This window comes from Clostridium sp. YIM B02500, from assembly GCF_022324665.1.
Taxonomy (GTDB): Bacteria; Bacillota; Clostridia; order Clostridiales; family Clostridiaceae; genus Clostridium; species Clostridium beijerinckii.
This window is the reverse complement of the sequence record NZ_JAKGTE010000019.1, coordinates 56,455-69,391: the sequence shown is the minus strand read 5'-3', so window position 1 is coordinate 69,391 and position 12,937 is coordinate 56,455. Positions and strand designations below refer to the sequence as shown.

At 28.0% G+C, this 12,937-nt stretch carries 13 protein-coding genes; 5 read left to right on the top strand and 8 right to left on the bottom strand.

The features are described from left to right. Positions 1-136 precede the first annotated feature (136 nt). The gene (locus L1S46_RS16055) at positions 137-547 is read right to left on the bottom strand and encodes a SoxR reducing system RseC family protein (RefSeq protein ID WP_012058662.1); all 411 of its coding nucleotides are present in this window, start codon (positions 545-547) and stop codon (positions 137-139) included. A 626-nt stretch (positions 548-1,173) separates the two neighbouring features. Here L1S46_RS16055 and L1S46_RS16050 point away from each other — a divergent pair. Beyond that, positions 1,174-1,452: a GNAT family N-acetyltransferase gene (locus tag L1S46_RS16050; protein ID WP_012058661.1), complete on the top strand. Its 279-nt coding sequence runs from the start codon at positions 1,174-1,176 to the stop codon at positions 1,450-1,452. A gap of 130 nt (positions 1,453-1,582) precedes the next feature. Here the strand turns inward: L1S46_RS16050 and argF are convergent, their stop codons facing one another. Together argF and L1S46_RS16040 are read right to left on the bottom strand one after the other, a co-directional pair. Then, positions 1,583-2,578, bottom strand: a complete 996-nt coding sequence (gene argF / locus L1S46_RS16045; protein ID WP_023974615.1) for an ornithine carbamoyltransferase — start codon at positions 2,576-2,578, stop codon at positions 1,583-1,585. A gap of 702 nt (positions 2,579-3,280) precedes the next feature. Further along, on the bottom strand, positions 3,281-4,303 hold the full coding sequence (locus tag L1S46_RS16040; protein WP_238900421.1) for a hypothetical protein: 1,023 nt from the start codon (positions 4,301-4,303) through the stop codon (positions 3,281-3,283). Between the two features lie 297 nt (positions 4,304-4,600). On the opposite strand from L1S46_RS16040, the gene L1S46_RS16035 reads away from it, so the two are divergent. Beyond that, positions 4,601-5,761 (top strand): YibE/F family protein, encoded by a 1,161-nt coding sequence (locus L1S46_RS16035; protein ID WP_238900420.1) that lies wholly within the window; start codon positions 4,601-4,603, stop codon positions 5,759-5,761. Positions 5,762-5,765: 4 nt separating this feature from the next. Next, complete coding sequence (locus L1S46_RS16030) at positions 5,766-6,542, top strand: YibE/F family protein (RefSeq protein ID WP_238861466.1); 777 nt, start codon at positions 5,766-5,768, stop codon at positions 6,540-6,542. A gap of 105 nt (positions 6,543-6,647) precedes the next feature. Here L1S46_RS16030 and L1S46_RS16025 read toward each other — a convergent pair whose 3' ends face one another. Together L1S46_RS16025 and L1S46_RS16020 are read right to left on the bottom strand one after the other, a co-directional pair. Next, entirely contained in the window at positions 6,648-7,175 is a 528-nt protein-coding gene (locus tag L1S46_RS16025; protein WP_238900419.1) for a 2'-5' RNA ligase family protein, read from the bottom strand. Between the two features lie 166 nt (positions 7,176-7,341). Next, positions 7,342-7,899, bottom strand: a complete 558-nt coding sequence (locus tag L1S46_RS16020) for an NUDIX hydrolase (protein ID WP_238900418.1) — start codon at positions 7,897-7,899, stop codon at positions 7,342-7,344. A 350-nt stretch (positions 7,900-8,249) separates the two neighbouring features. Here L1S46_RS16020 and L1S46_RS16015 point away from each other — a divergent pair, with 350 nt between their 5' ends. Next, positions 8,250-8,795: a hypothetical protein gene (locus L1S46_RS16015; protein WP_238900417.1), complete on the top strand. Its 546-nt coding sequence runs from the start codon at positions 8,250-8,252 to the stop codon at positions 8,793-8,795. A 300-nt stretch (positions 8,796-9,095) separates the two neighbouring features. Here the strand turns inward: L1S46_RS16015 and L1S46_RS16010 are convergent, their stop codons facing one another. Further along, positions 9,096-9,893 (bottom strand): cytochrome b5 domain-containing protein, encoded by a 798-nt coding sequence (locus L1S46_RS16010; RefSeq protein WP_238900416.1) that lies wholly within the window; start codon positions 9,891-9,893, stop codon positions 9,096-9,098. 387 nt (positions 9,894-10,280) lie between these two features. Here L1S46_RS16010 and L1S46_RS16005 point away from each other — a divergent pair, with 387 nt between their 5' ends. Beyond that, entirely contained in the window at positions 10,281-11,309 is a 1,029-nt protein-coding gene (locus L1S46_RS16005) for a 3-deoxy-7-phosphoheptulonate synthase (RefSeq protein ID WP_238861461.1), read from the top strand. A 186-nt stretch (positions 11,310-11,495) separates the two neighbouring features. Here the strand turns inward: L1S46_RS16005 and L1S46_RS16000 are convergent, their stop codons facing one another. After that, positions 11,496-11,783, bottom strand: coding sequence for a DUF503 domain-containing protein (locus L1S46_RS16000; protein WP_012058651.1), 288 nt, complete (start codon positions 11,781-11,783; stop codon positions 11,496-11,498). 26 nt (positions 11,784-11,809) lie between these two features. Continuing rightward, on the bottom strand, positions 11,810-12,712 hold the full coding sequence (locus L1S46_RS15995; protein WP_012058650.1) for a 3'-5' exoribonuclease YhaM family protein: 903 nt from the start codon (positions 12,710-12,712) through the stop codon (positions 11,810-11,812). Positions 12,713-12,937: the final 225 nt, after the last annotated feature.

The window sequence follows — 12,937 nt, the reverse complement described above, 5'->3', positions numbered from 1 at the left end:
TTAAATTTACATAACTACAATAATTCGTAAGATAATATTTATAATACAAGTAAATAATATTTACAATATGAGTAATATATACTTGAATAAATAATAGTTCATCAATTTTTTATTTAAATATCGAGAAATAAATCTATCATAAAATGCGAATAATTACTGGCTTGGACTTTTCATTTGCAGCACTTGCCTTATCGAAATGTTTTACAATAACAATAGATAAAGCAAATATAACTACCCCACCAATCACTTGGAACATAAATTTATTAACTCCTATATATTGACCTATAAACCCTCCTAACATTACACCAATAAATAAAGCAATCAACGGCAGAATAAATACAATAAAAGCTGCTCTCAGAACATTGGTTTCTTTTATTTCAAGAATTACTCTTTGCCCTGGCTTTGCTCCTATTTTATTATTCGCTTCTAAGATTAGGCTTTCGCTTCCCGGGCAAGCACCACAGTTTTTGCAATCACTATGTCTACCAACTTTAATTCTTGCCGAATTTCCAACCACCTCAATTACTAGGCCTTGTTCTGTTTTCATCGTTATCAAACTCCTTAAAATTGCTTATAACTTATTACACGAATACGTTTCTATTAACTTTCATCCAGTTAAAAAATATAGCATAAATATATCACCTCACAAATATACGTTTTCATAGCATTCAATATAATACATAAAATGTAATACCTTATTAATTAATGAATTATTTGGTATTTTGTTTTATTATAAACCTTTATATTTTTAATTTAAAGAATAGTTTTTAAATTAACATTTTTAAGACGTTAATTCTTTAACATTCAAATTGCTAATTAATGTTTAAATAAGTTATTATTTAAACATTAATTAGCAATTGACTATCTTTACTGTGTAAAAAATACACATTTAACTTTAATCTCTTTATTGAATTTTTGTTATATAATTGACATTTTTTTAACATAGTTTTACATTTAATAAATTTTTTACTAAATATAAAACTCACAATTTTATTTAAAATATATATTCTGAGTTTCTCTATTAATTAATTGAGTCGGCATATAGATTCCTTGATAAAATCTTTAATATTTTAAATTTTGTGGATTATTTTTATCTTTTGGATAAACTATTAAAGTATAATAGTTTTAATAAATAAATTTGAACTTTACTTGGAAATAGAAAGGAGAATTATTTTGGTTGAGATTAAGGAAGGTAATCATAAATTTTATATCGGTGATGACGAAGATAATATAAAAGCTGTAGTAACATATATAGATAGTGGAGAAAATAACATTATACTTGATCATACTTTTGTATCACCAGAACTTAGAGGAAAAAATATCGGTCAGCAACTGGTTAAAAGGGTCGTGGATTTTGCTAGACAACATAACAAAAAGATAATACCACAATGTTGGTTTGCAGAAGAGGAGTTTGTTTCACATAAAGAATATGAAGATGTTTGGTTCAAATAAAATTTTACCATTTCATGAGTATATTTGCTTATTTAAAAATAGATCAAAATTAATTAGAGAGAGTTACTATAGAAAACTCTCTCTAATTTAGTGAATAATTTTTGTATAATTAAGATTAATTCTGGATAATTTATGCACCAATTGTTGCTAACATTATCGCTTTTATAGAATGCATTCTATTTTCTGCTTCGTCAAATACTACAGATTGTTTTCCTTCGAATACTTCATCCGTAACTTCCAATGCAGTCATGCCAAATTTTTCTCCTACATCTTTTCCCACTTTAGTTTTTAAATCATGGTAAGCCGGTAAACAATGCATAAATATTGCGTTTTCATTTGCATTATTCATAACATCCTTGTTTACTTGATATGGGCTCAACAATTTTAGTCGACTTTCCCAAACTTCATCTGGTTCACCCATTGATACCCATACATCAGTATAGATCACATCTGCATTTTTAGTTCCTTTATTAACATCTTCTGTTAAAGTTATCGTACCTCCAGCTTCCTGAGCTATCTCCTTACATTTTTCCACTAACTCTTCTGATGGAAATAATTCTTTAGGTGCACAAGCAGTGAAATTTAAGCCCATCTTTGCACAAGCTACCATGAGAGAGTTTCCCATATTATTTCTTGCATCTCCCATATAGACAAAATTAACACCTTTTAGTCTTCCAAGTTTCTCTTCTATTGTTAGAAGGTCTGCAATCATTTGAGTTGGATGAAATTCATCAGTTAATCCATTCCATACTGGAACTCCTGCATACTTAGCCAATTCTTCAACTATTTCCTGACTAAAACCTCTATACTCTATTCCGTCATACATTCTACCAAGAACTCTTGCTGTATCTGCTATACTTTCTTTTTTCCCCATTTGAGATCCTGCTGAATCTAGGTATGTAACCCCCATTCCCAAATCTCTTCCAGCCACTTCAAATGAACATCTTGTTCTTGTAGATGTCTTTTCAAATAATAATACTATGTTCTTACCTTTCAGCTTATCATGTAAAATTCCAGTTCTTTTTAATGTTTTTAATTCCTTAGACAAATCTAACAGATATCTAATCTCTTCTGGTTTAAAATCTAATAACTTTAAAAAACTTCTTCCCCTTAAATTTACTGCCATGCTCATTCTCCTTCTATTTATAATATTTTTATAAATAAAAAATCTATTTTATTTAGTATATATACTGTAAATAAGTTTATACATAATATAGATGTCCAACTTTAAAACTAGACTTGTGTGATAACTTACCGAAATCATAAATATTTTGATTCCGAAAAGCTATGAAAATATCTCTGAAGGTTCTAAGCAGCAGGTTGTATCCACTTTGGCATGCTCCAACTTTCAGTTTGACAAGCTAAAATGGAACAACCTACAGCTAAGAACCTTTAACAGCTCATTTTCAAATGTTTTCTCCACAAATATATTTATGATTTCTAGTGAAGATATGAGCTTAAAGTTTTAGCAACTTTGTAAATATGTTCATCTAATAAGTCTAATTCTTAAATTGTTTATCTATGTATAAACAATATATAACTTAAATTTACGTAATAATTTTTTATTTAATCCATATATTATTTATTATATGAATAATTATACAATAAATAGCATTATTATTCAATGTTTTGATATTATTTATTTATATTCAATATTTAAATAATACTTTTTCATTTAGAATTCCAACAAGCCAAGTCGTGAACGAAAAAGAGCATCGTTTATAATCAAAATATAACCATTTTGCGATACTCCCTTCTTTAATTATTATTTTTTATAACCGTATACGATATCTGTTAAATATTATAACATATTAATATTAATTCAACTTTATTTAGAAGGTGTAAGAGCCTCTATTATAGTTGTTTCTTGATCAGTTGTTATTGTTCCTGCTGTTACTAATCCATCTAATTTAGTCTTTATCATCTCTTTATATTTTTCAATTCCTTTAGATTTATCTTTTTCTCCTAATTGCTTTTCTTGTGGTTTTAACGCATTCTCTATTGCTGTTTCTTTATCTGAGGTCAATGTTCCAGCTGTTACCAAATTATCTAAAACTGTTTTAAAATTCCCTTTTGCATCTTTAAATGCTGTTTCTATTGCTGTCTGCTCATCTGCTGTTATTGTTCCAGCTGTCACTAAATCTGATAGCTTAGTCTTAAAGAGATCTTTATGTCCTTCATTTTTATCTTCTGACTTTAATGAATTTTCTATTGCTGTCTCTTTGTCTGAAGTTAGTGTACCATTTGTTACTAAGTTATCTAAAACTGTTTTAAAATTCCCTCTTGCACCTTTAAATGCTGTTTCTATTGCTGTCTGATCATCTGCTGTTATTGTTCCGGATGTTACTAAATCTGATAATCTAGTCTTAAAGAAATCTTTATGTCCTTCATTTTTATCTTCTGACTTTAATGAATTTTCTATTGCTGTTTCTTTATCTGAAGTTAGTGTACCATTTGTTACTAAGTTATCTAAAACTGTTTTAAAATTCCCTTTTGCACCTTTAAATGCTGTTTCTATTGCTGTCTGATCATCTGCTGTTATTGTTCCAGCTGTCACTAAATCTGATAATTTAGTCTTAAATAAATCCTTATGTTCTCCATTTTTAAATCCGCTTTGTGGCATTAATGCTTCTTTGATAGCAGTTTCTTGATCTGAAGTTATCGATCCTGCTGCTACTAAAGAATCTAATTTTGTTTGGAAACCATTCTCTCTACCTTGATGTTGAACTGCTGACTTATTGTTTGAAACATTTAATGAATCTGCCGCAAATACTCCTGTACTTGCAGATATCACCATACTCGCTAAAATAACTCCTGTCATAACTTTACTCTTAATACTTTTATTTTTCATTTAAATTACATCCTTTCAAATATGTTATTCTATAGTCCAATTATTTTTGTATTAACTTATGTTTTCTTAAATTATATAAGATAATTTTTACAGTTTTGTCACAGAATTTAGTCAAAAATGTTACAAGAATAAAAAAATTCCATAATTACTTATCTTATTATGTAAAATCAAATAATTAGTAACTTTATATTTTTTGATCATAATATGATTGATTACACAACTTTATAAGAGTATAATTTTTTAGAATGTAAATTTACAATTTGTTATAATTATGTATTTTAAGGGAGCTACAGGTGTATGACTAAGAATTTATTAAATAAGTACTTATTTAAATTAGATGCAAATATAGGTAAACAACCTAATAAAAAGACTGTTTTAATTATATTAATTTTAATTGTTGTATCTTTAGCTAGTTTGTTTTTTATTTCTACTAATGAAAATTTATATGGAAATCCAATAGCTAAAATAACATCAATAACCGAAAATGAATCCGAAGAAGAAAATTCTACTGGAAAAATAGAACCTATGAAAAATCAAAAAATTGAAGCTATTATTATGAATGGTACATTTAAAGGAAATTCCATTGAACTTAATAATACAACATCATTTTCTCAAGTTAACGACTTAGATTTAAAAGTAAATGATGAAATTTTTATATCTCTGCAAAGTGACGATAATAATGAAATAACTTCTGCAAAAATTCTGGATCTAAAGAGGGACAAATATGTTATTTATATGATAAACATTTTTATAGCTCTGATATTACTCGTTGGAGGAATAAAAGGTTTTAAATCCTTAGTAAGTGTTGTTGTTAATATTTTAATTGTATTTTCAATAATTGGTATATTTTCCAAAGGTTATGACTTAGCTATACTTTCTATAATAGGAAGTATACTTTTTATAATTGCTTCTTTATTTATAGTATCAGGAAAAAATAAAAAAACAGCTTCAGCCATAATTGGAACTTTAGCAGGTACTTTCACCTCCATGCTAATAGCTGGTATTGTGATTAAGTTAAATAATTGGAGTGGAATTCACTTTGAAGAAATGGAGTTTCTAACTCATCCTCCAGAAAAGATATTTTTCATTGAACTTATTATAGGTACACTAGGTGGAATAATGGATATTGCAATTTCTATATCTTCTGCCATAGATGAGCTTTATGATAAAAATCCTAATATTGATAGTAAGTCCATAATTAAATCTGCTCGAGAAATTGGACAAGATATTATGGGAACAATGTCAAATACATTAGTTTTTGCTTATCTAAGTGGTAGTATGCCAATAATATTACTTCTGCTTAGAAACGGGTTACCTATAACTTATATTATAAATATAAATCTTTCTCTAGAATTTATGAGAGCGCTTATTGGAAGCATCGGAATAGTTTTAAGTATTCCAATAACAATTTTTACATCTATTGCTATTCTAAAAAAACATAAGATTGGAGAAGCTTAAGATCATGAATATAATACTAATATTATTAATTATTTTATTTATTCTTATGACAATTGTTGGAGGCACAAGAGGAATTAAATCATTTTTTACTTTAATCTTAAATTTCTTTACTTTTTTCTTTATGCTTATTCTAATTGGTGCAAAAATTGATCCTATTAAAGTTACTTTTATTTGTGCAATTTTCATTAGTTTTTTTAGTTTATTTTTTATTAATGGATTTAATAAAAAAACATTTTCTTCTCTATTATCTGTTATAATAGTTATTTTCTTAGTTATGTTTATAACATATAATATGAGTATGAATGCTCAAATACAAGGTTTTAGCAATGAGCAGGCAGAAACTGTTGCATTCCTATCTCTATATGTTCAATTGAACTTTTCAAAAATTGTAATATGTGAAATTCTAATTGGATTATTGGGTGCAATTATAGATGTATCTATATCAATATCATCATCAATGAATGAAATTTATAAGAATGATCCTATGTCAAGTAAGTATAGCTTATTTAAATCTGGAATGAATATTGGTAAAGATATCTTAGGAACTATGACTAATACCCTTCTCTTTGCATACATAAGCGGATTTATGACATTAATAATATATTTTAATGAACTCAATTACCCTATCTCTACTATTATAAATGAAAAAGTTTTTTGTTCTGAAGTATTTCAAGTTTTAAGCTGTGGCATAGGTATTATTCTTATAATTCCTATTACTGCATTAATATCTTCAAGGCTTTTAGTTTTAAACATGCACTCAAAGAAAAATATGACCGTATAAAAATTGTTTTAAAAAATAAAAAACTATTTTGTTGTCTATCTATCCTTTTAAATAGTTAAACAACAAAATAGTTTTTTATCTCTATATCCTTCAATTGTGGTTAAATTAACTTAATCTAAATTCCTTATATAATTTCCAAGTTCCTTCTTCCCATTTATAAATAGTTATATTATCGAAGCTACACTTAAACTCACAATTATATCCATGAATGTAATCCCAAACTTTATCATAAATAGATTTTAAATTCTTTGATGCCAAGGTCACATGAAAAGTTTTATTTTTTCCATCTTTTCTATCAAATGTAACATAAGGTATCTCACTCATTTTATCTATTAGTCTATCACGAACTTCTTTTGCCTCCTTAGACATATTTACCTTCATAAAAATTACCCTATCATCAAAATGATCATATCCATCAATTGTAAATGGCTCTGCTTTTTCCACTTTGATAAATTCATCGAGAACATTATTTAAATCTGTAATTCCATCATCATATTCAAAAGGTGCCTTAATTGTAAAATGTGCGGGAAGTTTAGATGATTTTGCTTTAAAATTTCTAAAAAGTTCTTTTCTTAAATTATTATTAAAATCTCCTGCTTCACCGTGTACTACAGAAACTATTACATACCTCATATCTATTTCTCCTTACATAATCAAACTTACTGTAATTAAGTTTATAATCAGATTCCCCTTCATAATTCTATTTTTTCATTACAATAAAATATTATGTAAATAATTATCAGCATTATTACCCTATCAATTTTATGCGCTGAAGGTATTTCCATGCATATCTCAATAACTATAAATTCTTTATCTTAGAAACTATTTTATCATATACTTTCTTCATGTGTAGTTCATTAGAAAATATATTTATTTCATCAATAGGTATCCATTTAACAGCACTGTTTTCATCTGGCTTAACAATAAGTTCCTCAGTTTCATCAGCTTCAATAATATATGCTAGAGAAGCATGTAAATGTGGAGAAACAAATTTTCTTTTTTTTATATGCCCAAAAACAGGTAAAATGTCTATTGAAGCTATTTCATTATTAACGGGTATTAGTTTTTTTACCCCAGTCTCCTCTCCTGCTTCTTTAATTGCAACAAACAACAAATCTTTTTCTCCATCAGCGTGGCCACCAGTCCATGCCCATGAATTATATATATTGTGATGAACCATTAAAGCCTTGCTTCTAGCTTTATTAATCACAAATGCTGAACTTGTCATATGTATAATTTCATTATCTCTAGTTAAAATATCATCAAATATTTTAGAATACTTTAATATAATTTCCTTATCCTTCATTTCCTGCTCATTACAGGGATTGTATTCCTTTACTGCATCAATCCACTCCATAATTTATCTCACTCTCACTAATTTTATATATTCTATAAACTACTATACCATATATTTGAAGTCTTTCAAGTTAACACTTAGCACGCCTCTAAATTGGACATTATTTCATATTTGACATACTATTGACACAATAATGATATATATTATATTTGAGATAGTAATTTAATTATTATTATTTCTCCCCATAATTAATAATTATATAAATGCTAACAAAGGTGTAAATAATGACTTATTCCCCTAAATAGGTCATTATTTATATTTTGCGCTCTAATGAATAAAATTTTTTAAAATATTAATAATATTATTAACATCAATAATCTATATTAATATAAATTCAAGAGGTGAAAAAAATGCTTAAAGCTTTGAGTTATATAGGAAATAAGTTTAATGATTTAAATATCGTTTGGGGTGCTGGGGGATCAGTCTTACTAAGTCACTTTGGTCTTTTAAATAACCTAAATGATATATCTATTTTTGTTGATGTAAACGATATTTTAAAAATTGATGAAATGTTTAAAGATATGAGTAATGAAATAGCAAACGATGAAAGTAAATTATATTCACCAAAATATTTTCATAAATCTATTATAGAAGGCTCTGAGGTTAATATTATAGCCGGATTAAAGATTAATCACAGCAATGGTACATTCAAATATATTTTTCATTCTGATTCAATCTCAGAATTAACGGAAATTAATAAGATTGATATCCCCTTAATGTCCTTAGAAGATTTGTATGTACTTTATCAATTAAATCCTAACACAAAAGAAAAAGCAGCGCTAATAGAAAAATTTCTATTAACAAATGACATAAAAAATCCCAATTTACTAGAAAGATCTTTAAGAGGTGATTTACCTTTAGAATTAATAAACAAAATCGAAAGAATGTTAGTATGATTCAGACCTCTAATTTTGATATTCCGTGTATGATAAACTTTATGATAACTTTCATTTCTAATTTTCTATAACTTGGAACATTATCATAAGTTAAACATATTCCTATTTTATATCTTAATGTAATGTAATTTAATCCCAAACTATTAATATTTAATCAATGCTTCTTTTTATTTTGTATTTAATAAATAATCTTATTGATAAATAAAATCTATATTGTAAATTAATATATTAGGCAAACTTATCTTTCTGCTCAAAAAGGATATGAATAATATCACATCCTTTATGCTTTTAATATCTAATCTAATCAAAAAAAAGTCTATTTCTTACTATTGATTCGCCTCTAGTGGTGCCTCCGGTTCCTATACCACCGCTTGTTGTTCCTCCAGTTCCCATGCCGCCGCCTGTTGTTCCTCCAGTTCCTATACCACCGCTTGTTGTTCCTCCGGTTCCCATGCCACCGCTTGTTGTTCCTCCGGTTCCCATGCCACCGCTTGTTGTTCCTCCGGTACTTGGTCCTCCTAATAAAGTGGTTGCTCCTGTATTCTGCCACTGTTGAACTTGTGTAATTGCTTCCTGAGGAGTTTTACCTAAGCCAACAAGCACTCCTAGTAAAATAGCTTTTTGATATGCGCGTCGTGCGCCAACACCTTGTAATCCAGCTCCCTGACTAGTATCATTCAAAGAATAACTCACTATTGGCTCAATATATCTAATCCAATCATCTGGTCTAAAATTCGATGTATTTTGCTTAACTTGCCTCTTCATATTTTCATTGATATCAAAATTCATGTCACGCATGTTATTATCATCTACTAATATACCAACTTTAGGTGCATTATTAAGAATTTGCATCATTCCATGACAAGAATTAAATTGGTCTGTTAAATCCTGACCTGCATTAAGACCATGGTGTGTCCCTCCGCTCCAATTTGATTCATTGCTTACATCATAAACGACACCTTCTATAGCTACATACGCAGGTTTTCCTCCTCTTCCATCATATTGTGATAAATCATCTAATGTAAGTTCTTTAGGTTGCCTAAAAGAATTGCTTCCTGTAAGTTCATTAATAGTTTTTAAATCAAAATAAATAGACATAAATACCTCTCAAATATTTTTACCTATAAAATATATGCAGTTTCCTTGAAATAAATTCCTAAAAAGCACTTAAATTGTAAATAATAAAAATGTTCCATTTATCTTTTCTGTCTCTGTTCGTAAATCGAACAAAGACAGAATCTACTTTGATTACTATTTCGTAAATTTTCTTAACATATTTATAAAAAATTCAAAATATTTTTGATAAATTCTAAACGTTACTAGATTTTTCAGCAATTATATAGTAATATAGATATACTAAATTTGATTTTTTTTCAAATGATATATACTTCTTTTAAAATAATATAACATTATATCATTTATAGTATACAACATATTTCTTTCATTCATTTTTAGATATATAATTTTATACAAGGGGGCTTTACAATGAGTTTTGTAAATGTAAGAAAAATACCATCTCCAGAGGAAATAAAAGAAATTACTCCTCTAGCTGACAATCTAAAAAGGATTAAAGCAGAAAGAGATGAAGAAATCAAGAAAATATTTTCAGGCAATAGTGATAAGTTTGTAGTTATAATAGGACCTTGCTCGGCAGATGATGAAAATTCTGTTTGCGATTATGTTAACAGACTTGCAAAAGTAAATGAAAAAGTTAAAGATAAGCTTTTTATTGTTCCTAGAATTTATACAAATAAGCCTAGAACTACGGGTGAAGGATATAAAGGAATGTTTCATCAACCAGATCCTGAAAAATCACCTAATATTCTTGAAGGATTGATTTCAATCAGAAAGATGTTTATTCGTGCTATAGAAGAATCTGGGTTAACTCCAGCAGATGAAATGCTTTATCCTTCGAATTATATGTACTGCGATGATTTACTTACTTACGTGGCTATTGGAGCAAGAAGTGTTGAAAATCAACAGCATAGACTTACAGCCAGTGGGATTGATGTCCCTGTTGGTATGAAAAATCCAACAAGCGGAGACTTATCAGTAATGTTTAACTCAATCCAAGCGGCTCATGCAAAACATAATTTTTTATATAGGCACAATGAAGTAAATACTACTGGTAATCCTTATGCGCATGCAATTATGCGTGGTTCAGTTAATAAGCATGGTAATAATATTCCTAATTATCACTACGAAGATTTGATGAGAGTTTCTGAATTATATGGAGAATGCAACTTTCCATATCCAGCAGTAATTGTCGATGCAAATCATGCTAACTCTATGAAGAAATTTGCTGAACAACCCCGCATAGTTAAAGAAATACTCTACAGCAGAGGATATAACAATGATTTAAAAAAATTAGTTAAAGGTGTTATGATCGAAAGTTACATAGAAGAAGGATGTCAAAAAATTGATGAACACATTTATGGCAAATCAATTACTGATCCTTGCTTAGGTTGGGCTGCTACTGAGCAATTGCTTTACTATATTGCAGAACAAGTTTAATAAAATATATTAATTAAATAATCAAGTCAGTATGAAAATTTTATCATACTGACTTGGTATTCTTTAGAACTAATTACACAATTTATTAAAAAGTATCGGATTTAAATTTGTAATTTTATATATAGAATCTAAAATTATTGCTCTATGACACATCCCTCAAACACTTATATTTATGTGTCTCTATCTTTACACTCTAATATCTTCTCTTTGTATATCTATTATTTCTGCATCTGTATTATTTTCTATAAAGGTTATAATGTTCTCCATAGTAGAATCGGATTGAGCTGAATTCGAACATATTCCTGCAATACCTATAACTATTGTTTTATGAACATCTTGTTCATAAGCCTCAGATACAGATATGTTAAACTTATTTTTTAATTTTTGTGTTACGCTTTTTACAATCATTCTTTTCTCTTTTAATGAGTGAACCCACGATGCTCTTAATGTGACTTTCATAAATAAAATATTCATATAATAATCGCGTCCCTTTTCTTAAACTATAAATATAATTTAGTTTCAATTCTTCTGTCATATTCTGACCAGTTTCCTGGCTCTGTTCTATCTTTTATTTGAGAAATTTTATTCATTGTTGCATCTATTGAATCTGCATAATTTATTATAAAAGATTCTTCCATTCTCATTTCTCTAGGTGAACCATATTCAAGTTTTCCATGATGTTGAACTACACAGCCTTTTATTCTCATGATAAAATCTTCACTATAATATGAAGGATTTTTCATGATTGCCTTATCTATCATTTCAACACCAATAACTATATGCCCTTCCATTTCACCTCTAAGAGTATATTTAAACGGTCCATCATAAGACAACTCATAAATCTTCCCTATGTCATGCAGTTTTGCAGCAAGTATGGCAATTTCTGTTCTTCTGCAACCATATCTTTCGCAAAGCATTAAAGTTAAATGCATAACATTTAATGTATGTTCCGCAAGTCCTCCTATGTAATTATGATGCATCGATACTCCGCCTATACCTCTTTTAAATTTGTCTAGAAACTCTTCGTCTTTAAAGAAATAATCGTTCAAGGCTTTAGCCTCTTTTGAAACAATATACTTACTTGTATAAAGCTCTATTTCCTGCATAATATCATCAATAGGCCTATTTACTGTCGGAAGATAATCTGAAATGCTATAGCTTGTAATAATTTCATATTTTTTCACATCTAGAATTCCATCTTTAATTCCCTCAACTTCTAAAACTATTCCATCTGTAATATCATCTTTCTTGTTGGGTAAATTTGCCTTCGTTTCTCCACTTTTATCAGCCAATATGCAAACTATTTTTGCAGGATCTCTAAATAATATTTTCATGACCATTAGTGATATTTTTACGCTTTCACCGCTTTTCACATTGCTTAAAAAATTCTCTTTTGTATTCATTGTTTCCTCCAATTTTATCAGCTTATTTTATATATTGCTTCTAAGTTAAACATAGTATATGCAAAACAGTAACTTTATAATATTAAAAATTATATTTGTATCATCTTTCATTGTTTTATCTCTTCATTTTAAATTTACCTTGCTCTTAATACAAGATACTATCTACATTTTATAATATCAAATAAACTGTAAAAATGGGTAATTTTATAGAATTTTAGAAAAAAA